We start from the raw sequence: 24,771 nt of genomic DNA on the forward strand, positions 1-24,771 counted from the left end.
GGCCTAATCGTCCCCGGCCGCCTGGGCCGGGTCCTTGGCTGAGGCCGACTTCTTGGCCGAGGTCTTCTTCTTTGCCGTGGTCTTCTTGGCGGCCGCCTTTTTCGTCGGTGCCTTCTTGGCCGGGGCTTTCTTCGCGGTCTTGCCGGCACCCGACTTTTCGGCCTTGGCCTTGATCAGCTCGATCGCCTGCTCCAGCGTGACCTCTTCCGGAGCGATGTTCTTCGGAATGGTCGCGTAGATCTTCTGATGCTTCACATAGGGACCGAAGCGTCCGGCGCCGACGGTGATGGGTTTGCCGTCATATTCGCCGAGCTCGCGCCCCGGGTTCTTTTTCTTCGGACTGTTGGCGATCAGATCGACGGCGCGGTTGATGCCGATGGTCAGTACATCGTCGCCCGCCGGAATCGAGATATAAGTGCTGCCGATCTTGAGATAGGGGCCGTAGCGTCCGATCCCGGCGAGGATGATCTCGCCGCTTTCCGGATCCGGCCCGACCTCGCGCGGCAATGCAAGAAGCGCGAGCGCCGATTCGAGCGTGACATCCGCCGGGTTCATGCCCTTGGTCAGCGAGGCCCGCTTCGGCTTCGGGTTGTCGTCAGTTTTCTCGCCGAGCTGCACATAGGTGCCGTAGGGCCCCTTTCGCAGTGAAACATCGAGACCGGTGGCCGGATCCTGGCCGAGGATCTTCGGACCGTTGGCGAGATCGGCGGTGCCGTCTTCGCTGCCGTCGCCGGCCTGGGTCATCTGCCGCGTGTACTTGCATTCCGGATAGTTCGAGCAGCCGATAAAGGCGCCGAACTTTCCGAGCTTCAGACCGAGCCGGCCGTTGCTGCAGGTCGGGCAGGCACGAATGCTTGCGCCATTCTCGTCGACCGGGAAGAAGTGCTGGCCGAGTTCCTCGTCGAGCGCGTCCAGCACATCCGAGATCTTCAGCTCTTTGGTGTTGTCGACCGCCTCGCGGAAAGCCTTCCAGAAATCTTGCAGGACCTTCTTCCAGGCGACGGTGCCCTCGGCGATGTTGTCGAGCGCGTCCTCCATCTCCGCCGTGAAATTGTACTGCACATAGCGGGTAAAGAAGTTCGAGAGGAAGGTGGTGACCAGGCGGCCGCGGTCCTCCGGTATGAAGCGCCGTTTGTCGAGCCTGACGTAGTTTCTGTCCTGCAGCACCTGCAGGATGCTGGCATAGGTCGACGGGCGGCCGATGCCGAGCTCCTCCATCTTCTTCACCAGGCTGGCCTCGCTGTAGCGCGGCGGTGGCTGGGTGAAATGCTGCTCCGGCATGGTCTTGTCATGCGCCAGGGCCTCGCCCTCGGCCATGGCCGGCAGCAGACGGTCGTTCTGGTCGTCGTCCTGCGACGGATCGTCCCGGGTCTCCTGATAGAGTTTCAGGAAACCGTCGAAAGTCACGATGGAGCCGGTCGCCCGGAACTCCGCCCTGTTGTCGGCTGCACCGATGATTGCGGTGGTCTGGTCGAGTTCCGCGCTTGCCATCTGACAGGCGACGGTCCGCTTCCAGATCAGTTCGTAGAGCCGGAGCATATCCTTGTCGAGATGGGCCGCCATTTGCTTCGGATGCCGGCGCACGTCGGTCGGGCGGATCGCCTCGTGGGCTTCCTGGGCGTTCTTCGACTTGTTCTTGTACATCCGCGGGCTGTTCGGCAGGTAGCGGTCGCCGAAATTCTTGCCGATATCGTCGCGGATGGCGAAGACCGCCTCCTGGCTGAGCTGCACCCCGTCGGTCCGCATATAGGTGATGAGACCGACGGTCTCGCCGCCGAGATCGATCCCCTCATAGAGCTTCTGCGCGATCTGCATCGTGCGCGAGGCGCCGAAGCCGAGCTTGCGCGAGGCTTCCTGCTGCAGGGTCGAGGTCGTGAAGGGGGGATAGGGATGGCGCTTGGTTTGCTTCTTCTCGAGCGAGCGCACCGAATAGGTCCCGCCCGCGAGGCGCGCGACCGCTTCCGTCGCCGCCTTTTCGGTGCCGATGGAAAGCTTTTCCAGCTTGGCGCCGTCGAGATGGGTCAGGCGGGCGGTGAAGTTCCTGCGTTCCTTGGTCCGGAACTGCGCGTCGATGGTCCAGTATTCGTCCGAGCGGAAGGCCTCGATCTCGGCTTCGCGCTCGCAGATCAGGCGCAGCGCGACGGACTGCACCCGGCCGGCCGAGCGGGAGCCCGGGAGCTTTCGCCAGAGCACCGGCGAGAGCGTGAAGCCGACGAGATAGTCAAGCGCCCGGCGGGCAAGATAGGCATCCACCAGGTCCTGGTCGAGATCGCGCGGATTGTCGATCGCGTCCAGCACGGCGCGCTTGGTGATCTCGTTGAAGACCACGCGTTTCACGTCGACGCCCTTCAGCGCCTTGCGGTCGGAGAGCACGTTCTGCACGTGCCAGGAGATTGCCTCGCCCTCGCGATCCGGGTCAGTCGCGAGATAGAGCCGTTCGGCCCCTTTTACCGCGCTGGCGATCTCCTTGATCTGCTTCTCGGCACGTGGCTGCGCTTCCCAGACCATTGCGAAATCGGCTTCGGGATCCACCGACCCGTCCTTGGAGGGCAGGTCACGAATATGCCCATAGCTTGCGAGCACCTTGTAGTCGCTGCCAAGGTATTTATTGATGGTTTTGGCTTTGGCCGGCGACTCGACGACGACAATTTTCATGCGGCTAACCGGACGTCCTTTCTTGCGGTGGTGGCCCGGCGCCGACAACAAGAACCCCGGCCATTACGGAGGGTTGTAGCGCCGCGCCACGCTGTTCCCGGGGTGGCGCTCGGCCTCGCCGGCGAGCTCCGCTTCCAGAAGGATGGTAAGGACCACCGGCGGTGACAATTGGCATTGGCGGATGATTTCGTCAACCGGTAGCGGCGTGGCATCCAGCAATGCAAGCACGGATTCACGCGCTGCATCGTCTATTTTCTCCATGTTTTGAGGGGTCGCGCCTGTGAGGGAAAATTGCTCGGTTCCTGTCGGTTCTTCACGGATGCCGCCCGCCAGGAGCAGGGTCAGCAGATCCTCCGCCCGTTCGATGAGATGGGCGCCGTCCCGTAGCAGGCCATTGCTTCCGGCGCAGCGCGGATCCATCGGCGATCCGGGCACTGCGCAGACTTCCCGACCCTGGTCAGCGGCGAAGCGTGCGGTGATCAGGGAGCCGGACCGCTTGGCCGCCTCGACCACGAGCGTCGCCCGCGTGAGTCCGGAGATGATCCGGTTCCGGGCCGGAAAATGCCGTGCCAGCGGGCGCGTTCCAATGGGCGCTTCGGCGATCAGCGCGCCCTCGGCGATGATGCGGCCCCTGAGCGCCTCGTTCTCCGGCGGATAGACGATATCCGCGCCGCCGGCGACCACGGCGATCGTTCCGCTGTCGATGGAGCCCCGATGTGCGGCGGTGTCGATCCCGCGGGCGAGACCGGAGACGATGACGACCCCGTGCGCCCCGAGATCGCGGGCGATCCGCTCGGTGAAACGGAGTGCATTGCCCGACGCGTTCCGCGCGCCGACGATGGAGATCGCCGGTTCGAGGAAAAGATGCGGATGGCCGATCAAGGAGAGCGCCACCGGTGCCCCTTCGATCTGCGCCAGCATCGCCGGATAGTCCGGCTCGCCGATCACGATCAGGCGCGCCCCCAGCCGCTCGTTCTCGGCCAGTTCCTTCTCGATCTCGGCCGGGCCCGGAATGGCGAGCTTCGTCTTCCGGCCGCCGCGCCGGGCGAGCTCCGGCAGCCGTTCGAGCGCTTCGGTGGCCGAGCCGAAGCGGGCGGTCAGGTGCTGAAAGGTGACGGGACCGACATTCTCCGTTCGGATCAGGCGGAGGCGGGCCAGCCGCTCGGCCGTATCCGGCGGGCCGGGAACCCTAGGGTGTCTGACCATGGCAGTTCTCCTCTCGGCCCATTCATGGGGGGGACGGAAGGATTTCTGCGCCGGATACGAAATGTTTAGCCGGCTGGCTTGCTCCTGGAGAGCTTGATCTTGCTTTCCTCGCCCTTGAGCAGGCGGCGGATATTCGCGTGATGGCGGATGAAGATCAGCACGGCCATAAAGGCCGCGAGCTCCGCGTGCTGCCGGTCTACCAGCCATTCCATGTAAAGGGGGGCGGCAATGGAGGCGGTCAGGGCGGAGAGCGAGGAATAGCGGAACAGCACCGCCATCGCGAGCCAGGTCAGACCCGCCAGCAGGGCCACCAGCGGCGCGAGGGCGAGCAGGGTGCCGAAGGCGGTGGCGACCCCCTTGCCGCCCTTGAACTTCAGCCAGACCGGGAAGCAGTGCCCGAGCATGGCGGCGGCGGCCGCGATTACGGCCATGTCCGGACCGTACAGCGCCGCCACCAGCACCGCCGCCGCCCCTTTGCCGCTGTCGCAGACCAGCGTGGCGAATGCGATCAGCTTGTTGCCGGTCCGGAGCACGTTGGTCGCGCCGATGCTGCCTGAGCCGATCTTCCGCACGTCCCCGTGGCCGGCAAGCCGGGTGAAGACGAGGCCGAACGGCACCGAGCCGAGCAGATAGGCGGCGAGGCCGCAGGCATAGAACGGCCAGGTGAATTCGAGCGTGCCGAGCAGATCAGGCATCCGGGAACCTCCTGCGCGCCGGGGCGGGGGTGGTCTCGATGTCGAAGACGAGGCTTCCCGCGCGGTAGGTGCGTTCGACCCGGCCCTGGACCGGGCGTTCGTCGAACGGGGTGTTTCTCGATTTGCCCCTCAGTTCGTCCCGGTCGATCCGCACCGCCCGGCCCGGGTCAAAGAGGATGAAATCGGCGAGATGCCCCTTGCGCAGGCGGCCGGCCGGAAACTTCAGGAGTTCGGCCGGCGTGTCGGTCAAGGCCTTTAGCACTGTCAGCATCGGGACGTCGCCGTTATGCACCAGTTCGAGGGAGACCGAGAGCAGGGTCTCCAGGCCGACGCCGCCGAAATCGGCCTGTCCGAAGGGCAGGCGCTTCTGGTCGCGGTCGCCGGGTGTATGGGCGCTGACGATGGCGTCGATGGTGCCGTCGGCGATACCGGCTATGACCGCACGGCGGTCTTCCTCGGTCCGGAGCGGAGGGGAGAGCTTGGCGAAGGTGCGATAGCCGACGACCTCGGACTCGGTGAGCGCGAAGTAGGGGGGGGCGGTATCCGCCGTCACCCGCAGTCCGCGGGCCTTGGCCTGGCGTACCGCCTCGATCGCGTCGCCGGTGGAGAGGCAGGAGAAATGCAGCCGGCCGCCGGTGAGTTCCAGCAGCCGCAGGTCGCGCTCCACCATCATCACTTCGGCGACGGCGGGAATGCCGGGGAGGCCAAGCCGGGTCGCGGTCTCGCCCTCGTTCATGACTCCGCTTCCGACCAGCTCCGGCAGTTCGGGATGTTGGACGACCATGGTGTCGAAGAGTTTCGCGTAGGACAGCAGGCGCCGCATCACGCCGGCATGGGCAATCGCCTTGCCGCCGTCGGTGAAGCCGGCCGCGCCCGCTTCATGCAGCAGGCCGAGCTCGGTCATGATCTTGCCCTGCAGACCCTTGGTCGCGGCGGCATAGGAATGGATGTTCACCAGCCCGACATCGCGGCCGAGCCGTTCGACGAATTCCAGCACCGCGACATCGTCGACGATCGGGTCCGTGGTCGGCAGGCAGGTGAAGGTGGTCACGCCTCCGGCGACGGCGGCGAGCGCGGCGGTCGCGAGGGTTTCCATATGCTCGTTCCCCGGCTCGCCGGTGGAGACCCGCATGTCGACGATACCCGGTGCGAGGCAGAGGCCCTTGCAGTCCACGACATGGACGTCGTCCTGCACGGCGTCGACGAAGACGTGCGCGCCGATATCGGCGATCCGGGCGCCGTCCACCAGCATCGCTCCCTGGGTGTCGAGGCCAGATGCGGGATCGAGCAGGCGGGCATTCTTGAAGATCGTGCGCTTCACTGGTTTTTCGCCCATGGTTCGAGCTGCGACTGGGCCAGAACCTCCAGACAGGCCATGCGGACGGCGACGCCCATCTCGACCTGCTCGCGGATCAGGCTGCGTTCGATGTCGTCGGCCACGTCCGAGTCTATCTCGACGCCACGGTTCATCGGTCCCGGATGCATCACCAACGCGTCCGGCCTGGCCACCGCGAGCTTGTCGTGGTCGAGGCCGAAGAGCCTGTAATATTCCCGGACCGACGGAATGAAGCTGCCCTGCATGCGTTCGTTCTGCAGCCGCAGCATCATGACGATGTCGCAATCGGCAAGGCCGGTGCGCATGTCGTGATGGATCTCGACGCCGAGCCGCTCGAGGCCGGTCGGGATCAGGGTCGGCGGCGCGACGATGCGGACCCGCGCACCCATGATCGAGAGCAGGTGAATGTTGGAGCGGGCGACGCGGCTGTGCGCGACGTCGCCGCAGATTGCGACGGTGAGCCCGGTGATGTCCCCCTTGCGCCGCCGGATCGTCAGCGCGTCGAGCAGGGCCTGGGTCGGATGCTCGTGGCTGCCGTCTCCGGCATTGATGACGCCGCAATTGACCTTCTGCGCCAGCAGGTGCACCGCGCCGGAATCCCCGTGCCGGATGGTCAGCACGTCGGGATGCATGGCGTTCAGGGTGACCGCCGTGTCGATCAGCGTCTCTCCCTTCTTCACCGAACTGGTGCCGACCGACATGTTGAGCACGTCGGCACCCAGCCGCTTTCCGGCGAGTTCGAAACTCGTCCGCGTTCGCGTCGAGTCCTCGAAGAACAGGTTGATGATGGTCCGTCCGCGCAGGCTCGACATCTTCTTGTCCGCGCGACGGTTGAGATCGACATAGCGGTCGGAAAGGTCCAGGAGCGCTTCGATGTCGGGGCGCGACAGGCCTTCGATTCCGAGCAGGTGCTGGAGCCGGAGCGCTGGCGCGTCACTTGGGGCCGATGGCTGAGAGCTTGTCATTAAAGGCCCCTTATACGGACCGGGCCCATGGCCGGGCAAGGCTGTTCTGGCGAGGCTCGGATTCCGTCGCGCCCAGCCGTCCGCGCGAACATGCCCGCATCCCGGGAATGGACGGAATCGGGCGCGGCTCTATACATACTCGCGCCTATTGGGTACCACTTTTTTCCGGAGCGAAACTTCGAAGAATGGACGCCGCACCTATGAGCGATCATGTGCCTCGGTCCACCGTTAGGGTGGTGATTTCCGGCCGGGTCCAGGGCGTATGGTATCGGGGCTGGACTGTCGGCGAGGCGGCGGCGGCGGGGCTGGACGGCTGGGTGCGCAATCGCAGCGACGGGACGGTCGAAGCGGTTTTTTCAGGGCCTTCCGACCGGGTGGCGGCAATGATCGAGGCCTGCCGCGACGGGCCCCCGGCCGCCCGCGTGACGGGAATCGAATGTTTCGACGACACGGACCCGCCCGCCCAGTCCGGTTTCCTGCAGCGGCCGACGCTCTAGGGGGCGGTGGCGTGCAGACCTCAATCCGCGCCCTTGCTTCGCAGCCCGAGATGCGTCAGCGCCTGTCATGGATCGACCGGCTGGTCGACAGGGAAAGCGACGGCGACGGGCTGGATCTCGCGCCGCAGGCCGCGGCCCTGTTCGACGAGATGCGCCATTGTTTCGCGTCGGGCGCGTGGCTGGCAGTCCTTGTCCTCGGGCAAGCGGCGCTGGAGGCTGAGATGCAGCAGGACGGCCTGAACGGTCTCGCGCTCAACCAGGTCCGGTTCGGCTCTGACTATCTCTGGCTGAGGAATCGACGCAATCATCTGCTGCATGCCGACGACCCCCGTCCCGCAGTGACCGTTGCGGACTTCGGCCCGGGGAAACGGACACTGGAGCGCGACGCACGCCGTGCAATTGAGCTGGTTGTCAGAGGCCTTGTCGAAGTCGTCAGATAGAATTTCAGTCCGGCTGCCCCTCGCGCTCCTCGCGCGGGGTGAGGAACCATGCCGCCGCCGGGTTCACCGAGAGATGGGCCGCCTCTTTGGCCTCAACGCGGCGGATCAGACCCTTGTCCATCATTTGCAGCAGGATTTCCGAGAGCGGGGACCGCACCCGGGAGAGGAAGATTTCCAGATGCTGCCTGTCGGACGGATCGTAGCCGCGCAGCAACAGGTCAAAAACCTCGCACTCCTCCCTCGTCATGTCCCGAACTCTCTGGGCGATATCAGGGCGAGGCTGCGTCACGAAACACCCGTGCGTGAATTGTCGACGTCACCATACAGTACGAATGTTTTTGCGGTTTTTTAAGGTGAATTTCGGAGATATCCCGCCGAGGCCTTTCAGATGCCGGAGCCTGAGGTCTCTGACATCTGGCGTGCGAGCGGACGCCCGGAACCGAAAACCTCTTCGAATGTCGCGCGGAGCGCCATGTCCACCTCCGGCATCGAGGCGAGTTGACCGAGGTCGTGCAGGCTGGTGACGCCGTGCTCCGAGATGCCGCAGGGTACGATCCCCTCGAAATGGGACAGCTCCGGTTCGACATTTATCGAGATCCCGTGGAAGGAAACCCAGCGCCGGACCCGCACCCCGATGGCGGCAATCTTGTCCTCTCTTCCAGGTGAGCCGATATCGCCGCGCGCGACCCAGATGCCGACGCGCCCGTCGCGCCGTTCGCCCTTCACGTTGAAGGCGACGAGGGTCGCGATCACCCAGTCCTCCAGCGCCTGGACGAAGGCACGGACATCGGGCTTGCGGGCCTTCAGATCGAGCAGGACATAAGCCACCCGCTGCCCGGGTCCATGATAGGTATACTGGCCGCCGCGTCCGGCGTCATAGACCGGAAAGCGGTCCGGCTGCAGCAGGTCGGCGGCGTTGGCGCTGGTGCCGGCGGTATAGAGCGGCGGATGCTCCAGCAGCCAGACCAGTTCCGGCGCGCTGCCATTGCGGATCGCCGCGGCGCGGGCTTCCATTTCGGCCACCGCCTCCGGATAGGCGACAGGTCGATCCGATACCCGCCATTCAACGTCCATGATCTTCATCCGTCCCGCAGAAGGTAATTTTTTCGCTCGATCAAACTTTTCAGCATAATGCCACTTGATCAGCCCCGAGGGATTTGCTACTCCCCCGCATCCCGAGGGCGCAAGCCTTCAGAAGCCATATATCGTGCGGTCGTGGCGGAATTGGTAGACGCGCAGCGTTGAGGTCGCTGTCCTGGAAACAGGGTGGAAGTTCGAGTCTTCTCGACCGCACCATCTCTCTCAGATCATAATCACTTAATTGCCTTTGGGCGCCATATCTGCTGTGGCGTTGACGGCCGTTGCGGTCTATCCAAGGGCCGCATGCAGACGTGATCGGGGAGAGCCATCGTGGCCGAGGGACTGAAGGAAGCGGCGCTTTACTACCACAAGCATCCGAGACCCGGGAAGCTGACGGTCGAGGCCACCAAGCCTCTGGCGACACAGCGCGATCTCTCGCTCGCCTATTCCCCGGGAGTCGCTTATGCCTGCACCGCGATCGCGGAAGACCCGAGCGAAGTCCGGAACCTAACGGCGCGCGGCAATCTCGTCGCCGTCGTGACCAACGGCACGGCCGTGCTCGGCCTTGGCAATATCGGTCCGCTCGCCTCCAAGCCGGTGATGGAAGGCAAGGCGGTGCTGTTCAAGAAATTTGCCTATATCGACGTCTTCGACCTCGAGGTCGACGCGCTCGATGTCGACAAGTTCTGCGACGTCGTGGCAGCCCTCGAGCCGACCTTCGGCGGCATCAATCTCGAGGACATCAAGGCGCCGGAATGTTTCGAGATCGAGGAAAAGCTCCGTGCCCGGATGAATATCCCGGTCTTCCATGACGATCAGCACGGCACCGCGATCATCGTTGCGGCGGCGATCCTGAGCGGGCTGCGCTGCGTCGACAAGAAGCTGGAAGACATCAAGCTGGTGACCTCGGGGGCCGGTGCGGCGGCGCTGGCTTGCCTCAAGCTGCTGGTCAATATGGGGGTCAAATACGAAAACATCTTCGTCACCGATATCGACGGCGTGGTCTACAAGGGCCGTTCGGCCATGAACCCGCATCTCGAGCTCTTTGCCCAGGCGACCGACGCCCGGAAGCTGGACGAGGTGATCGATGGCGCCGACGTCTTTCTCGGGCTCTCGGCGCCGGGCGTGCTGAAGCAGGACATGGTCAAGAAGATGGCGCCGAAGCCGCTGGTTCTCGCGCTTGCCAATCCGGATCCTGAAATCACACCGGAAGATGTCCGTGCGGTGCGGCCCGACGCCGTGATCTGCACTGGCCGTTCAGACTATCCGAACCAGGTGAATAACGTTCTCTGTTTCCCCTACATTTTCCGCGGTGCGCTGGATGTCGGCGCGACGACGATCAACGAGGAAATGAAGATCGCGGCGGTGGAGGCGATCGCCGATCTGGCGCAGCAGGAAGCCTCGGACGTGGTCGCGAGTGCCTATGGCGGCGAGGCGCCGTCCTTCGGGCCCGAATATCTGATCCCGAAACCCTTCGACCCGCGTCTGATCCTGGAGATCGCGCCCCGCGTCGCCAAGGCGGCGATGGATAGCGGCGTCGCGACCATGCCGATGGAGGATTTCGACTGGTATCACGAGAAGCTGAGCCAGTTCATCTATCGCTCGGGCCAGGTGATGCGGCCGATGGTGCTTGCGGCGAAGCAGGACCCGAAACGGGTTGCCTTTGCCGAGGGGGAAGAGGATCGCATCCTGCGCGCCGCCCAGACGGTGATCGACGAAGGCATCGCCCGGCCGATCCTGATCGGGCGCGGTGCCGCAATCGCCGCGAAAATCGAGGAACTGCACCTGCGCATGAAGCCGGGCGAGGATATCGACATCGTCGATATGCAGAATGACGACCGGCTCAATTCCTTTGCGGATACCTATCACGACAGGATGGCCCGGCGCGGGGTATCGCCGGACCGCGCCCGCCAGATCATGCGGAACCGGCCGACGGCGATCTCCTCGATCATGGTTTGCCGCGGGGAAGCGGATGCCGGCGTCTGCGGCGCGATCGGCCGGTGGCGCGATCATCTGCTTGAGGTTATCGACGTGATCGGGCCACGTCCCGGCGTACATCGGTGCGCCGCGCTCAGTCTGCTGATCATGCCGCAGGGGCCTGTCTTCGTTCTCGACACCCATGTCAACCCGAAGCCGTCCGCGTCGGATCTGATCGAAATGGTCGGTCTGGCCGTCACGGAAGTCCGCAGCTTCGGAATCGAGCCCAAGGTCGCGTTGCTGTCGCACTCGAATTTCGGCTCCTCGAACCTCGAGTCGGCGGTGCGCATGCGGGAATCCGTCGCCGCCCTGAAGAAGGCCTATCCGGAGATCGAGATCGAAGGCGAGATGCATGCGGACGCCGCGCTCTCGGAGGCAACCCGGGCGCGGGCCTTCCCGAAATCCGGGCTGACCGGGGCGGCAAACCTCCTGGTCATGCCAAGCATCGACGCGGCGAACATCTCCTTCAATCTGCTGAAGACCCTCGGTCGTGGGCTTTCCGTAGGGCCGATGCTGCTCGGGACGGCCTATCCGATGCATATCCTGACCTCTTCGGTCACGGTGCGCGGAATCGTGAACATGGCGACCGTCGCGGTCGTTGACGCACAGGCACATCACAACGCGCGCGCCAGAAAGGGATAGCAGCATGGCGGTCGACAGCCCAAACGGACCGGGAACTCCCGACGAGCCGGTGGCCTCGACCGAAACCCGGAAGTTGTCCGAAGACAGTCTCGCCGCCGAAAAGGCGCGCCGGGCCAAGCGCAAGCAGAAGAAACTCAAGCGCAGGATCCGGCATCTCGAACAGGAACTCGCGGTCTATGACAGTGTCGCCGCCTCGAAGCTCTATGGCCTGACGCCGGAGCTCGAACGTGCGGTCGCGCAGGCATTGTCCGAGGACAATCCGCGCCAGCTCTACCGTCTTGTCCGCCCGCTCCATGCGGCCGATCATGCGGACCTGATCGAGCGTTATTCGGGCAAGGCGCGTGAGCGTCTCGTGACCGTGCTCGGGCGCTATTTCGACCCCGAGACCCTGACCTATCTCGACGATCGCGTGCGCGAGGAAGTCATTCCACTGCTCGACGAGGAAGTCCTCCGCGCCGCTTTCCAGAAGCTCGAATCGGACGACGCGGTCGAGATCCTCGGGGAACTGGACGAAGAGGACCAGGCGCGGCTGCTGGACGCCCTGCCGGAACGCGACAGAGCGATCGTCGAGGAAGGCCTTACCTACGAAGAGGAATCCGCCGGACGATTGATGCAGCGCGAACTGGTGACCGTGCCGGAGCACTGGACGGTCGGCCAGACGATCGATTTCCTGCGCACCAACGCGGCGCTGCCGAACTCCTTCTACGATATCTTCGTCGTCGACCCGGCGCGGCGCCCGCTTGGCAAGCTGTCGCTCAGCCGCCTGCTGCGGAGCAAGCGGCCGGTGCTGGTCGAGGACATCATGCAGACGGATTTCCACCAGGTTCCGGTCGTGATGGACCAGGAGGACGTCGCGTTGCTGTTCCGTCAATACGGTCTCGTCTCGGCCCCCGTGGTCGACGCGAACGATAGGCTGCTCGGAATGATCACGGTCGACGACGTGGTCGACGTGATGAACGAGGAGGCGGAGGAGGACATCCTGCGGCTTGGCGGTGTCGCGAACGACGACTTGCATGGCAGTCTTTTCAGCACCACGCGCAGCCGTTTCTCCTGGCTCGCGGTGAACCTGGTGACCGCCGTCGTCGCCTCCGGGGTGATCGGCGCGTTCGAGACCACGATCGAGAAGATCGTGGCGCTCGCGGTGCTGATGCCGATCGTCGCCTCGATGGGCGGCAATGCGGGAACGCAGACGCTCACCGTTGCGGTCCGGGCGATCTCGATGCGTGAACTGAGTTCGACCAACGCGCTCAAGTTCGTCCTCAAGGAAATGACCGTCGGCTCTCTCAACGGGGTCATGTTCGCGCTCATCGCGGCCGGGGTCTGCTGGGCCTGGTTCGGCGATGCCAAGATCGCCGCGGTAATGGCGTCGGCGATGGTGATCAACCTGTTCGTCGCGGGCCTTTCCGGCACGCTGATCCCGATCACGCTTGAGCGGCTGAAGGTCGATCCCGCCGTTGCCTCCACCGTCTTCCTGACCACGGTGACAGACGTGGTCGGCTTTTTTACTTTTCTCGGGCTGGCGGCGTTGTTCCTGATGTGAGATCATCGATTGACGTTAACGTCAATCGATGATGTGGTTCTTTCATGCTGAAGGAGATCACGACCGCGGATCTGGCGCGTGAGTTCGGCCTCACTACCCGGGCGATCCGACACTACGAGTCCGTCGGGCTGATCGCGCCCGCCCGGCGCGGCCGCACGCGGTTGTTCAGCCAGCGCGACCGGGTCCGCCTCGGGCTGATAGCGCGCGGGCGGAGGCTCGGCCTTTCTCTCGAGGAAATTCGCGAGATCATCGATCTCTACGACGCGGAACGCGGCGAGGAGCGTCAGATCCTGCTGCTTCTCGGAAAGCTGCGCGCCCGGCGCTCGAAGCTGCAGGAGCAGGTGCGCGAACTGACTGCGATTCTCGAGGAACTCGATGCCGTTGAGGAAAGCTGCATTCAGACGTTGACGGATCTTTCAAAAGTCGGAAATGATTGACGTTAACGTCAACGAGGGAGTTATGAGCGCGCTTCGCACACCCAATCCCGATTTCGCCGACCGCGTGCGCGAGAGCTTCGCCCGTCAGGCCTTCATGGCGCATATCGGCGCTGAGCTCACGGCGGTTGGGGCCGGGAGCTGCGAGATCGTGCTGCCCTATCGCGAGGAGCTGACGCAGCAGCACGGCTTCTTCCACGGCGGGGTGATCGGTACTCTGGCGGACAATGCCTGCGGCTATGCCGCCTTTACCCTGGCGCCTGCCGATGCCAGCATTCTCACTGTCGAATACAAGATGAACATCGTCTCGCCCGGTGACGGGGAAAGGCTGCTGGCGCGGGCGAGAACCGTCCGTCCCGGCCGGTCGCTCGTCGTCTGTCAGGCGGATATCTTTGCCGAGAAGAACGGTGCCGGGAAACTGGTTGCGACCGCGCTCGGCACCATGATGCTGATGCATGGCCGCGACGACGGCCCCAATGTCTATTGAGCGGCCAGTTTTGACTGTACGGACGAAGATCCGCAGCGGAGGAAACCGAGAATGATCCCGAATGACATTCCGTCCCTGAATTACGATCTGGGCGAGACCGCCGACATGCTGCGCGATGCCGTGCGCTCGTTCTCGGCGGACGAGATAGCGCCGCGCGCGGCCGACATCGACAGGACGAACGAGTTTCCGATGGATCTCTGGCCGAAGCTCGGAAACCTCGGCGTGCTCGGCGTCACGGTCGATGAGGAATATGGCGGCGCGGGCATGGGCTATCTTGAGCACTCCGTCGCCATGGAGGAGATCAGCCGGGCCTCGGCCTCGGTCGGGCTCAGCTACGGCGCGCACTCCAATCTCTGCGTCAATCAGATCCGTCTCAACGGCACCGAGGCTCAGAAACGCAAGTACCTGCCGAAGCTGATCTCCGGCGAGAATGTCGGTGCGCTGGCCATGAGCGAGCCCGGCGCCGGCTCCGATGTCGTCTCGATGAAGCTGCGCGCCGTAAAGAAGGGCGACCGCTACGTACTCAACGGGAACAAGATGTGGATCACAAACGGCCCGGACGCCGACACGCTGGTTGTCTATGCCAAGACCGATCCCGATGCGCACCAGCACGGCATCACCGCCTTCCTGATAGAGAAGGGCTTCAACGGATTCTCGACAGCGCAGAAGCTCGACAAGCTCGGCATGCGCGGCTCGAACACCTGCGAGCTGGTTTTCGAGGATTGCGAGGTGCCGGAAGAGAACGTTCTCGGCCAGCTGAATGGCGGCGTGCGGGTGCTGATGAGCGGCCTCGACTACGAGCGCGCGGTACTGGCTGCAGGGTCCCTCGGTATCATGCAGGCCTGCATGGATATCGTCGTGCCCTACATCCACGAGCGCAAACAGTTCGGCAAGCCGATCGGCGAGTTCCAGCTCATGCAGGGCAAGATCGCCGACATGTATGTGACGATGAATTCGGCCAAGGCCTATGTCTATGCCGTCGCCAAGGCGTGCGACCGGGGCGAGGTCACCCGCAAGGACGCCGCCGGCGCGATTCTCTACGCGGCGGAGAAGGCGACCTGGATGGCGCTCGAGGCGATTCAATGCCTCGGCGGCACCGGCTATATCAGCGAGACCGCGACCGGCCGCCTGCTGCGCGATGCCAAGCTCTACGAGATCGGCGCCGGGACCAGCGAGATCCGCCGTATGCTGATCGGCCGCGAGCTGTTCAAGGAAACCGCCTGACAGGGAGGGCCACGTGGCCATCGAGCACGAGAACGGTCTGGTTCGTGAGGCGGACGGCAAGCCCCGTTGCTGGTGGTGCGCCGGCAACGATCTCTATCGCCACTACCACGACACCGAATGGGGCCAGCGGGTACGCGACGACCGCATCCTGTTCGAAAAGATCTGCCTGGAAGGATTCCAATCCGGCCTCTCCTGGCTGACCATCCTGCGCAAGCGGGAGAATTTCCGCGCGGCCTTCGCGAATTTCGAGATCGAGAAGGTGGCCGCCTTCGGTGACGACGATATCGAGCGCTGCGTCAAGGATGCGGGGATCATCCGCCATCGCGGCAAGATCGTCTCGACCATCAACAATGCGCGTCGGGCGATCGAGCTGATCGAGAAGGAAGGCTCGCTTGCCGACTATGTATGGCAGTTCAGGGCGATGCATCGGGGACCGCAGCGGCTCGATTATGCAACTCTGAGCCAAATTGCTGTGACGCCGGAATCGACCGCGCTCTCGAAGGATCTGAAGAAGCGCGGCTGGAGCTTCGTCGGACCCACCACCTGTTATGCTTTCATGCAGGCCATGGGCATGGTCGACGACCATGTCGAGGGTTGTCACGTCACCGTGGGGGAGAGACGGTAGCGGCCGCGGAGCCGCACTGTCAGGGAGAGCACATGATCGGAAAGCGCATCTACTCCGGATCCCCGTTCGAGGAAATGGCCGGCTATGCCCGCGCCGTGGTCGACGGCGACATGGTCTATGTCTCGGGCACTACGGGTTTCAACCCGGAAACCATGAGCTTCCCGGACAGTGTGGAAGAGCAGGCGGAGCTCTGCTTCCACAATCTCCAGCGCGCCCTGGTGCAGGCCGACAGCCATCTGGATAACCTGCTACGGGTCCGGGTCTATGTCGCGACCCGAGAGGAGTTCGACCGGATCAAGCCGATTATCAAGAAGTATTGCGACGCCGCGCGGCCGGCAAACACCACGATCATCTGCGATCTGGCCGAAGAGCAGATGCGGGTCGAGGTCGAGGTGACGGCGAAGACCGTCTACCGGCCGCAGGGAAACGAACGCTGAGGGAGATACCGAATGCCCACTGTTCTGATCACTGGCGCGAACCGTGGCATCGGCCTTGAACTCGCGCGGGCCTATGCTGCGGATGGCTGGGAGGTCATTGGCACCTGCCGAAAGCCTGATGTGGCATCGGCGCTGAAAGCGGTCGGCGGGGTTGAAGTCCTCCCCCTCGATGTCACCGATGCCGCGAGTGTCGCTGCTCTTTCGAAAACGCTTCAGGGGCGGAAGATTGACCTTCTGCTCAACAATGCCGGCGTCAACTACCGCAGCGGGACGCTTGCCGAGATCGACTACGATCTCTGGGCCAGGACGATGGATGCCAATGTCTTCGGTCCGATGCGGGTGTGTGACGCTTTGACGAACAACGTGCTCGCAAGCGACCGCAAGCAGATGGCCTTCATCAGTTCGAAAATGGGCTCGATCGCGGAGTGTGGGGGCGGCTCCTATACCTACCGCTCGTCAAAGACGGCGCTGAACATGGCGGTCAAGTGTCTCTCGCTCGAGTTTGCGGGGAAGGGCCTAACGGCCTTGATGTTCCATCCGGGCCATGTCCGCACCGATATGGGCGGCGCGTCCGCGCCGGTCCTGCCGACGGAAAGCGCCGCCGGGATCAAATCCGTGCTCGACGGCGCGACAGCCTCGGATAACGGACGTTTCTACAATTACGACGGAACCGCGCTGCCATGGTGAGCGGTGCCGGAGACAAGGGAGCGAAACAATGACCGAGAGCGAGACGGGCGGGGATCCGATCCTGTTCTATTTCGATTTCTCCTCGCCGTTTGCCTATCTGGCGGCGAACAAGATCAACGATGTGGCCAGGCTCTATGGTCGCGAAGTCGACTGGCGGCCGACGCTGCTCGGCGCGATTTTCAAGCTGAACGGCAACACGCCGCTGCTGGACCAGCCGCTGAAGGGCGACTATGCCCGCCGCGATCTTGCCCGCTGTGCCCGCCTGATGGGGCTTCCGTTGGAACTGCCCGAGAGCTTTCCGTTCCTGTCCGTGGCTGCGGCCCGCGCCGTCTGGTGGCTGAAGGGACGGGACGAGGCGCTGGCGCAGGCGGTTTCGCTCGCCCTGTTCAATGCGGCCTTCCAGGAAGCGAAGGCGATCAACAGCGCGGAAGCGGTCCTTGAGATCGCGGCGACGAACGGGGTCGATGCCGAGGAGCTGAAAGCCGCTCTGAACGATCCCGAAGTGAAGGAAAAGCTGAAGGCCGAGGTCGAAGCCTCGATCGCGGCCGGCGTCTGCGGTGCGCCCTTCTTCATCGTCGATGGCGAGCCTTTCTGGGGCGCGGACCGGATCGACCATCTCGAGCACTGGCTCAGCACCGGCGGCTGGTAGGACATATCCGAAATGACCGTTCTCACATCGGCGCTCAACAGCCGGGACGAAACCTTCCGCCGCAATGCGGATCATATGCGGGCGCTCGTCGCCGATCTGCACGCCCAGGTGGCCGTCGCCAAGGAAGGCGGAGGGGAGCGTAGTCGCGAGCGGCACGTGGCGCGCGGAAAGCTCCTGCCGCGGGAACGCATCCGGACCCTGCTTGATCCGGGCGCGCCCTGGCTTGAGCTCTCCCAGCTCGCGGCGCACGGAATGTATTCCGGCGACATTGCCTCGGCGGGGATCCTGACCGGCATCGGCCGGGTCATGGGGCAGGAGGTGATGATCGTCGCCAACGATGCGACGGTAAAGGGCGGCACCTATTTTCCGATGACGGTGAAGAAGCATCTCAGGGCGCAGGAAATCGCCTGGCAGAACCGTCTGCCCTGCATTTACCTGGTCGATTCCGGCGGGGCCTATCTGCCGGCGCAGGACGAAGTCTTCCCGGACCGCGACCATTTCGGCCGCATCTTCTACAACCAGGCCAACATGTCGGCGGACGGCATCCCGCAGATCGCGGTGGTTATGGGCTCCTGCACGGCGGGTGGCGCCTATGTGCCGGCAATGTCGGACGAGAGCATCATCGTGAAGGAACAGGGCACGATTTTCCTCGGCGGCCCTCCGCTGGTGAAGGCCGCGACCGGCGAGGTGGTGAGCGCGGAGGATCTCGGCGGCGCCGATGTGCATTCGCGGGTCTCCGGCGTCACCGACCATATTGCGAACGACGATACGCACGCACTCGGTATTGCCCGCAGGATCGTCGGCAATCTCAACCGCGTGAAGAGACCGAACATCGCGATCCGCGAACCGGTCGAACCGCTCTACGATGCCGAGGAGATCTACGGCGTCGTCTCCGAAGACAGCCGCAAGCCGTTCGATGTGCGCGAGATTGTCGCCCGCATCGTCGACGGGTCCGAGTTCGACGAGTTCAAGCCGCTCTACGGCACCACTTTGGTCACCGGCTTCGCCCATCTCTGGGGCTATCCGGTCGGCATCGTCGCCAATAACGGGATCCTGTTTTCGGAGTCCTCCCTGAAGGGCGCGCATTTCGTCGAGCTCTGCTGCCAGCGCGGCATTCCGCTGGTCTTCCTGCAGAACATCACCGGCTTCATGGTCGGGCGGAAATACGAAGCCGGCGGGATCGCCAAGGACGGTGCCAAGCTGGTCACCGCCGTCGCCTCGGCGAGGGTGCCGAAATTCACCGTGATCGTCGGCGGGTCCTTCGGCGCGGGGAATTACGGCATGTGCGGACGGGCCTATTCCCCGCGCATGCTTTATATGTGGCCGAACGCTCGAATCTCCGTGATGGGCGGCGAGCAGGCGGCGAACGTGCTCGCCCAGGTGCGCCGGGACGGACTCGAGGCCAAGGGCGAGAACTGGCCGGACGCCGAGGAGGAGGCCTTCAAGGCACCGATCCGCGCGCAGTACGAGACCCAGGGCCATCCCTATTACGCCAGCGCCCGGCTCTGGGACGACGGCATCATCGACCCGGCCGACACCCGCACCGTGCTCGGCCTTTCCATTTCCGCCTCGCTCAACCGCGAGATCGAGCCGACGAAATTCGGCATCTTCAGAATGTAGGTTTATGCAGACCGACGAAAGATTGCAGAGGCCGGAAAGCCTCCTCGTTCAGGACCATGCCGGCGTCGTCACCGTCACGCTGAACCGGCCGGAAATCCACAACGCGTTTGACGACATCCTGATCAAGGATCTGCATGCGCTGTTCCGGGCCATGGCCGGACGCAAGGACGTCCGCGCGCTGATCCTGACCGGTGCCGGGGCCAGTTTCTCCGCAGGGGCCGATCTGAACTGGATGAAGCGCGCGGCGGATCACAGCGAGCACGACAATTTCGAGGATGCGATGCGGTTCTCGAACATGATGGACACGCTCTACAACCTGCCCATGACGACCATCGCCAAGGTGAACGGAGCGGCGCTCGGCGGCGGCTTCGGGCTCTGCACCTGCTGTGACATCGCGGTGGCGTCGGAGAATGCGAGCTTTGCCCTTTCCGAGGTGCGGCTCGGGATCATTCCGGGCGTGATCAGCCCATATGTGATCCAGGCCATCGGCGTCCGCGAGGCGCATCGCTGGTTCCAGACCGGGGAGCGGATCGGCGCGGCGGAGGCGCGGCGTATCGGCATTGTCCACGCGACCTTTGCTCAGGAGGAACTGGATGCCGCGGTCGATGGAATGGTCGGTGAGATCCTGAAAGCCGGCCCGGACGCGGTCCGGGCCTCGAAGGCGTTGCTTCGCGAAATCGCCGGACGCGAGCTGGACGACACCACGCGCCGCGAGACCGCGCAGCGCATCGCCCATCAACGTGCCTCCAGGGAGGGGCGCGAAGGGCTCGCCGCCTTCCTCGAGAAACGCAAGCCGAACTGGATTTCCCGATGAACGGAATCCGGACCATCCGCACCCTCCTGATCGCCAACCGCGGGGAGATTGCCTGTCGTATCGCGCGGACCGCCAAGGGGCTCGGGATCCGGACTGTGGCCGTCTATTCCGAGGCCGATGCGGACGCGCTCCATGTCAAATTGGCGGATACCGCCTATCCGATCGGCCCGGCGGAGGCGGCGAAGTCCTATCTCGACATCCCGCGCCTGATCGAGACCGCGAAACGCGCCGACGCAGACGCGATCCATCCGGGCTACGGCTTTCTCTCCGAGAACGCGGTTTTCGCAAGAGCCTGCGCGGATGCCGATATCCTTTTTGTCGGTCCGGATGTTCCTGCGATCGAGGCGATGGGCTCGAAGGCGGCGGCGAAAGAGATCATGGCCGCGGCCGGCGTGCCGCTGGTGCCGGGTTATCACGGCGCGGACCAGGATCCCGCCGTGTTGAAAAAGGCGGCTTCAGAGATCGGTTTTCCCGTCCTCTTGAAGGCGAGCGCCGGCGGCGGCGGCAAGGGGATGCGGGTGGTCGAGTCCGGGAAGGATATCGAGCCGGCGATCGCGGCGGCCAAGCGCGAGGCGGCGGCCGCCTTCGGCGACGACCGGCTGCTGATCGAGAAATACCTGACCCGTCCGCGCCATGTCGAAATGCAGGTCTTCGCCGACCGGCTGGGCAATGTGGTGCATCTCTTCGAGCGCGACTGCTCGGTGCAGCGCCGCCACCAGAAGGTGGTCGAGGAGGCGCCGGCACCCGGCCTCGCCGAGGAGGTCAGGGCCGCGATGGCGGATGCCGCCGTGAGTGCCGCGAAGGCGATCGACTATGTCGGTGCCGGCACCGTCGAGTTCATCATGGACGAGGACGGCGGCTTTTATTTCATGGAGATGAACACCCGGCTGCAGGTCGAGCATCCGGTGACCGAGATGATCACCGGGCAGGATCTGGTGGCCTGGCAGCTTCGCGTCGCCGAGGGGCGTGCGCTGCCGCTTTCCCAGGAGGAGATCCGGCGCGAGGGGCATGCGGTCGAGGTCCGGCTCTATGCCGAGGACCCGGCCCGCGATTTCCTGCCGCAGACGGGAACCCTGGCCCGACTCGCCTTTCCCCGGACCGGCGCGGGAATCCGCGTCGATAGCGGGGTCGTCGAAGGCGATGCGGTGACGGTGCATTACGATCCGATGATCGCCAAGCTGATCGCCCATGGTTCGGACCGTGCGGAGGCTCTGCGCCTGCTTGCCCGCGCGCTCGGCGCGACACGGATCGGAGGAATCGCGAACAATGCCGGCTATCTGAAGCGGATCGTCGAGCACCCGGCCTTTGTCGCAGGCGGGGTCGATACCCGCTTTATCGAACGCTACGGCGAAGATCTGCGCGAGGCGCCGGGGGATCCCGCGGTGCTGCATCGCATCGCCGCCGCCGCTCTGCTCGCGGCGCAGCGGCGCAAGGCGCTTGAAGATGCGCGCCGGAGCTGCGACCCCTTCTCGCCCTGGGCGCGGGCCAATGGCTGGCGCCTCAATGATTCGCCGCTGCACCGCTTGACGCTGCTCGCCGGCGGAGAGGAGATTTTGCTCGAATACCGGCTCGATCCCGGCGGCTGCCGCTTCGAGGGCGCCGGAGGTGAGGTTCACGTTCATGTCGAATCTGATGAGGGCGGCCGGATGCGGGCGCGCGTCGACGGCGTGTTGTTCGACGGCGAGGTGCGGTCGGACGGCGACAGCGCGACGCTCTTTTCCGGCGGTGCGGCGCATCGCTATGTTCTGAAATCCGCACTGGCCTCCGGTGCGGATGCGGGCGAGGATTCGGGCCACGTCATGGCACCGATGCCGGGCAAGCTGATCGCGGTTCAGGTTTCCGCCGGGACGCATGTCGCCAGGGGCGATCCACTGATGGTGCTTGAGGCGATGAAGATGGAGCACGTGATTCGCGCGCCGCACGACGGCGTGGTCGCGGCGCTTCATTATGCGGCCGGCGATCAGGTCGAGGAGGGGGCGGACCTGCTCCTCTTCGAGAAAGCCGCCGAGGGCTGACCACCGGTGCGGGACCGGCGGAGCGGCCGGGTCCTCCGCCGTCCCGTGTGCGAGTTGGATAGATCACGCCGATGTCGAGTTTCGAGCCCCGCCACCTGATCCTGTTGCCGGTCCTGGCGCTCAGTGCCTGGCTCGCCTTTCTCCCGCCGGCCGGTATGCCGCCGGGGGCGGCCCCGTCCGGCGCCCTCGTTGTGCTTTGCATAGGTCTCTGGGCGACTGGCGCGATCGCCGAACACCTGGTGGCGATGCTGCTCTTCTTCCTTGCCATGGTCTTTTCCGTAGCGCCGGCGCCGACGGTGTTTTCCGGCTTCGCCTCCGGCGCCTTCTGGCTCGTCTTCGGCGGCCTGATCATCGGCGCCGCGGTCGATGTGACCGGGCTAGGCAAGCGGCTGGCGCGGGCGATCACGGCGCGGATTTCGGGCGGCTATGGCGCGGTCATCGCGGGAATCGTCACGGTCTCGGTCGTGCTGATCTTCCTGATGCCTTCTACCCTCTCGCGAATCGTGCTGCTGATGCCGATCGTCCTCGCGCTGGCCGACCGGCTGGGATATGCGAACGGCACCAGGGGGCGCCACGGGATGGTGCTGGCGATGATCCTCACCTCCTATCTCTGCTCCGTCGGGGTGCTGCCGGCGAACGTCCCGAACAACGTTCTGGTCGGGGCTGCCGAGACCTCCCACGGCGTCGTGATCCGCTATTTCGACTATCTGCTGCTGCACTTTCCCGTGCTCGGCGGCGTGAAGGCGGTGATGATCGCTTTCTTCCTGACCTGGATGTTCGGCGAGGAGGCGAAACCGGCGACGGGGGACGCGGGCGAGACCGGCCCGACCTGGGCCGGCATGAGCCTGCCTGAGAAGAAGATGGCGCTCTATCTCGCCGTTGCGCTGGTACTCTGGGCGACGGATGCGGTGCACGGGATTTCGCCTGCCTGGATCTCTCTCGGTGCGGGCCTGCTCTGCCTGCTGCCGGTGACCGGTCTGGTCTCGGCGGATGTCTACCGGCAGAAGATCTCTCTCAATCCTTTGATCTACATCGCCGGCATCCTTGCGGTCGGGGCGCTGGTCGCGCAGTCGGGGCTCGGCACCTGGGTCGGCGCCCGGCTGATCGCGGCGGAGGGACTGGAGCCGGGCAATCCGGCCGAGGCCTTCGCGGTGATCGCGGGGCTCGGGACCTTCCTCGGCATGATCTCGACCATGCCGGCGGTTCCGGCGGTTCTGGCGCCGCTCGCGGGAGATCTCTCCGAGGCGAGCGGTTTTCCACTGTTCCATGTGATGAACCTGATCGTGGTCGGGTTCTCGACCGTGATCATGCCCTATCAGGTGCCGCCTTTCGTCATCGGCATGCAGCTCGGGAATGTTCCGCTGGCGGAGGGCGCTCGCGCCTGCCTCGCCCTGGCCCTGCTTTCCATACTGGTCATTCTGCCGCTGGATTTCGCCTGGTGGTGGATGCTCGGCATGTTCGGCTGAACGGCGCGCCGGGTCCGTCATGCCGCTCAACCTGATCAAGCTTTGCGTCGGAATAGAGAGCGTCGAGCAGCTCGAGCGCTACCGCGCCGAACAGCGCCTGCGGGCCGAGTCGGACGGGGGGGAGCCGTGTAGCGTCCACCGCACGCGCTCGTTTCCGCGCCGGGCGGAGGAAATTCTCGAAGGCGGGTCGCTCTATTGGGTGATCAAGGGACAGGTGCGGGCGCGGCAGCGAATCCTCCGGCTGGAGGAAATCGCGAGCGAGGACGGGCGGCCGCGCTGCGGCATCGTGATGGATCTCGACGTGGTGCGGGTCCTGCCGCGGCCGCATCGTGCCTTCCAGGGCTGGCGCTATCTCGAGGAGGCCGACGCGCCGCAGGATCTGTACGATTCGGGCGGCGGGATGGACGACGACATGCCGCCGGAGATGCAGCAAGAGCTGCGCCGTCTCGGAATCCTGTGAGGCGGTTGCAGGATCCCGCGCTCAGCTCTTCTCCGCCAGCGGGTTGGTCGGGGCGACGGTAAAGTCGATCGCCGTGCCGCCGATGGCCCGGCTGGAGAGCGTGACGGTCGCGATGCGGTCGCCGCGGCTGTAGGTCATGGTGCTGATCGCGGCACGGACGCTGGTGATCTTGCGCCAGCCGAATCGCGGCATCTCGCGTTCGTAGAAGGCATACATGTCCGGCATCTTGTGGCCGACGGTCAGCGCAAGCCGGCCGATCCAGCCGTCCTCGGCGCCGAGCACCAGCAGATTGTCGAAATCGATATCGGCGTTCACGGGGATGGGCACGTCACGGAACTCCGCAAATTTCGGTCCCTCTTCGCGGTTCTGCTGCTGCGCGGCGGAGCCCGGGCTGTCCTTCTTCGACGCGTCGCCGGTATGGCCCGGCTGACCGAAAGAGGGAAAGGTGACGCCGTTGCAGGCGCCAAGGGCGACCGTCAGGGCGGCGGCGAGAATCAGCTTCGGGTGCGCACCGAATCTTGCCAATTTGTAGCGCCCTTTGAGCATCTGCTTTCGTCCTTCGCCTAAATTCCGCAAGGAAAGTTCGGAAAAGCCGAATTAACCCCACAGAATGTTTTTCTGAAGCCAAATTATGCTATATATAGTGCCATCGATCAGACGGCCTGTCAGGCTTTTTCGCTGTTGACAGGCCTCTGCGGGAGGTTCTATACACCGGCCCACTTCGCGGCGCCGCAGCGAAGGCGTGCCCCTTCTTCAGGGGCTTGCATTCGGGAGCGGCCTCGCCTATATTCGGGTTTCGCAAGGCGTTCGTCGCCAAAGC

The 24,771-nt window shown here is 64.6% G+C and carries 24 protein-coding genes and 1 tRNA gene; 17 read left to right on the forward strand and 8 right to left on the reverse strand.

Annotated elements, in window-relative coordinates:
* Nucleotides 1-3: 3 nt before the first annotated feature.
* From topA to ACOOE1_RS20705, 5 genes are all read right to left on the reverse strand, one after another.
* Nucleotides 4-2,655 (reverse strand): type I DNA topoisomerase, encoded by a 2,652-nt coding sequence (gene topA / locus ACOOE1_RS20685; RefSeq protein ID WP_420404098.1) that lies wholly within the window; start codon nucleotides 2,653-2,655, stop codon nucleotides 4-6.
* A 63-nt stretch (nucleotides 2,656-2,718) separates the two neighbouring features.
* A complete protein-coding gene (dprA, locus tag ACOOE1_RS20690; protein WP_420404099.1) occupies nucleotides 2,719-3,861 on the reverse strand; it encodes a DNA-processing protein DprA in 1,143 nt (380 codons plus the stop codon).
* Nucleotides 3,862-3,926: 65 nt separating this feature from the next.
* Nucleotides 3,927-4,556 carry a glycerol-3-phosphate 1-O-acyltransferase PlsY gene (gene plsY, locus ACOOE1_RS20695; protein ID WP_420404100.1) on the reverse strand — a complete coding sequence of 210 codons (630 nt, stop codon included), beginning with the start codon at nucleotides 4,554-4,556 and terminating at the stop codon, nucleotides 3,927-3,929.
* Entirely contained in the window at nucleotides 4,549-5,892 is a 1,344-nt protein-coding gene (gene pyrC / locus ACOOE1_RS20700; protein ID WP_420404101.1) for a dihydroorotase, read from the reverse strand. Before pyrC ends, plsY begins: the two co-directional genes overlap by 8 nt.
* A complete protein-coding gene (locus ACOOE1_RS20705; protein ID WP_420404102.1) occupies nucleotides 5,874-6,857 on the reverse strand; it encodes an aspartate carbamoyltransferase catalytic subunit in 984 nt (327 codons plus the stop codon). The genes pyrC and ACOOE1_RS20705 overlap by 19 nt, the downstream gene beginning before the upstream one ends.
* A 200-nt stretch (nucleotides 6,858-7,057) precedes the next feature.
* Between ACOOE1_RS20705 and ACOOE1_RS20710 the strand changes: the two genes are divergently transcribed.
* Both ACOOE1_RS20710 and ACOOE1_RS20715 read left to right on the forward strand, forming a co-directional pair.
* The gene (locus ACOOE1_RS20710) at nucleotides 7,058-7,354 is read left to right on the forward strand and encodes an acylphosphatase (protein WP_420404103.1); all 297 of its coding nucleotides are present in this window, start codon (nucleotides 7,058-7,060) and stop codon (nucleotides 7,352-7,354) included.
* Nucleotides 7,355-7,365: 11 nt separating this feature from the next.
* A complete protein-coding gene (locus ACOOE1_RS20715) occupies nucleotides 7,366-7,794 on the forward strand; it encodes a hypothetical protein (protein WP_420404104.1) in 429 nt (142 codons plus the stop codon).
* Nucleotides 7,795-7,798: 4 nt separating this feature from the next.
* On the opposite strand, the gene ACOOE1_RS20720 is transcribed toward ACOOE1_RS20715, so the two are convergent.
* Both ACOOE1_RS20720 and lipB read right to left on the reverse strand, forming a co-directional pair.
* Nucleotides 7,799-8,041: a hypothetical protein gene (locus ACOOE1_RS20720; RefSeq protein ID WP_420404105.1), complete on the reverse strand. Its 243-nt coding sequence runs from the start codon at nucleotides 8,039-8,041 to the stop codon at nucleotides 7,799-7,801.
* Between the two features lie 137 nt (nucleotides 8,042-8,178).
* Nucleotides 8,179-8,868, reverse strand: a complete 690-nt coding sequence (gene lipB / locus ACOOE1_RS20725) for a lipoyl(octanoyl) transferase LipB (RefSeq protein ID WP_420404106.1) — start codon at nucleotides 8,866-8,868, stop codon at nucleotides 8,179-8,181.
* A 135-nt stretch (nucleotides 8,869-9,003) separates the two neighbouring features.
* Here lipB and ACOOE1_RS20730 point away from each other — a divergent pair.
* The 15 genes from ACOOE1_RS20730 (at nucleotide 9,004) to ACOOE1_RS20800 (ending at nucleotide 23,951) form a co-directional block, all read left to right on the forward strand.
* Nucleotides 9,004-9,090: transfer RNA gene (locus tag ACOOE1_RS20730), tRNA-Leu, on the forward strand.
* A gap of 114 nt (nucleotides 9,091-9,204) precedes the next feature.
* Nucleotides 9,205-11,493: an NADP-dependent malic enzyme gene (locus ACOOE1_RS20735; RefSeq protein WP_420404107.1), complete on the forward strand. Its 2,289-nt coding sequence runs from the start codon at nucleotides 9,205-9,207 to the stop codon at nucleotides 11,491-11,493.
* A 4-nt stretch (nucleotides 11,494-11,497) separates the two neighbouring features.
* On the forward strand, nucleotides 11,498-13,033 hold the full coding sequence (gene mgtE / locus ACOOE1_RS20740; protein ID WP_420404108.1) for a magnesium transporter: 1,536 nt from the start codon (nucleotides 11,498-11,500) through the stop codon (nucleotides 13,031-13,033).
* Nucleotides 13,034-13,077: 44 nt separating this feature from the next.
* Nucleotides 13,078-13,470: a MerR family transcriptional regulator gene (locus ACOOE1_RS20745; protein WP_420404109.1), complete on the forward strand. Its 393-nt coding sequence runs from the start codon at nucleotides 13,078-13,080 to the stop codon at nucleotides 13,468-13,470.
* Between the two features lie 22 nt (nucleotides 13,471-13,492).
* Nucleotides 13,493-13,954: a PaaI family thioesterase gene (locus tag ACOOE1_RS20750; RefSeq protein WP_420404110.1), complete on the forward strand. Its 462-nt coding sequence runs from the start codon at nucleotides 13,493-13,495 to the stop codon at nucleotides 13,952-13,954.
* A gap of 51 nt (nucleotides 13,955-14,005) precedes the next feature.
* Nucleotides 14,006-15,178 (forward strand): isovaleryl-CoA dehydrogenase, encoded by a 1,173-nt coding sequence (locus ACOOE1_RS20755; RefSeq protein WP_420404111.1) that lies wholly within the window; start codon nucleotides 14,006-14,008, stop codon nucleotides 15,176-15,178.
* 13 nt (nucleotides 15,179-15,191) lie between these two features.
* A complete protein-coding gene (locus tag ACOOE1_RS20760; protein WP_420404112.1) occupies nucleotides 15,192-15,803 on the forward strand; it encodes a DNA-3-methyladenine glycosylase I in 612 nt (203 codons plus the stop codon).
* 32 nt (nucleotides 15,804-15,835) lie between these two features.
* Nucleotides 15,836-16,240, forward strand: a complete 405-nt coding sequence (locus ACOOE1_RS20765; protein WP_420404113.1) for a RidA family protein — start codon at nucleotides 15,836-15,838, stop codon at nucleotides 16,238-16,240.
* 12 nt (nucleotides 16,241-16,252) lie between these two features.
* A complete protein-coding gene (locus tag ACOOE1_RS20770) occupies nucleotides 16,253-16,927 on the forward strand; it encodes an SDR family oxidoreductase (protein WP_420404114.1) in 675 nt (224 codons plus the stop codon).
* Between the two features lie 28 nt (nucleotides 16,928-16,955).
* Complete coding sequence (locus ACOOE1_RS20775; RefSeq protein ID WP_420404115.1) at nucleotides 16,956-17,576, forward strand: 2-hydroxychromene-2-carboxylate isomerase; 621 nt, start codon at nucleotides 16,956-16,958, stop codon at nucleotides 17,574-17,576.
* 12 nt (nucleotides 17,577-17,588) lie between these two features.
* Nucleotides 17,589-19,196, forward strand: a complete 1,608-nt coding sequence (locus ACOOE1_RS20780) for a carboxyl transferase domain-containing protein (protein WP_420404116.1) — start codon at nucleotides 17,589-17,591, stop codon at nucleotides 19,194-19,196.
* A gap of 4 nt (nucleotides 19,197-19,200) precedes the next feature.
* Nucleotides 19,201-20,010 (forward strand): enoyl-CoA hydratase/isomerase family protein, encoded by an 810-nt coding sequence (locus tag ACOOE1_RS20785; RefSeq protein WP_420404117.1) that lies wholly within the window; start codon nucleotides 19,201-19,203, stop codon nucleotides 20,008-20,010.
* Nucleotides 20,007-22,025 carry an acetyl/propionyl/methylcrotonyl-CoA carboxylase subunit alpha gene (locus ACOOE1_RS20790; protein WP_420404118.1) on the forward strand — a complete coding sequence of 673 codons (2,019 nt, stop codon included), beginning with the start codon at nucleotides 20,007-20,009 and terminating at the stop codon, nucleotides 22,023-22,025. Before ACOOE1_RS20785 ends, ACOOE1_RS20790 begins: the two co-directional genes overlap by 4 nt.
* 71 nt (nucleotides 22,026-22,096) lie before the next feature.
* Nucleotides 22,097-23,491 carry an SLC13 family permease gene (locus ACOOE1_RS20795; RefSeq protein WP_420404119.1) on the forward strand — a complete coding sequence of 465 codons (1,395 nt, stop codon included), beginning with the start codon at nucleotides 22,097-22,099 and terminating at the stop codon, nucleotides 23,489-23,491.
* Between the two features lie 19 nt (nucleotides 23,492-23,510).
* Nucleotides 23,511-23,951 (forward strand): DUF1489 family protein, encoded by a 441-nt coding sequence (locus ACOOE1_RS20800; protein WP_420404120.1) that lies wholly within the window; start codon nucleotides 23,511-23,513, stop codon nucleotides 23,949-23,951.
* A gap of 21 nt (nucleotides 23,952-23,972) precedes the next feature.
* Here ACOOE1_RS20800 and ACOOE1_RS20805 read toward each other — a convergent pair whose 3' ends face one another.
* The gene (locus ACOOE1_RS20805) at nucleotides 23,973-24,476 is read right to left on the reverse strand and encodes a hypothetical protein (RefSeq protein WP_420404121.1); all 504 of its coding nucleotides are present in this window, start codon (nucleotides 24,474-24,476) and stop codon (nucleotides 23,973-23,975) included.
* Between the last annotated feature and the right edge of the window lie 295 nt (nucleotides 24,477-24,771).

This window comes from Nisaea sp. (assembly GCF_965216895.1).
Taxonomy (GTDB): domain Bacteria; phylum Pseudomonadota; class Alphaproteobacteria; order Thalassobaculales; family Thalassobaculaceae; genus Nisaea.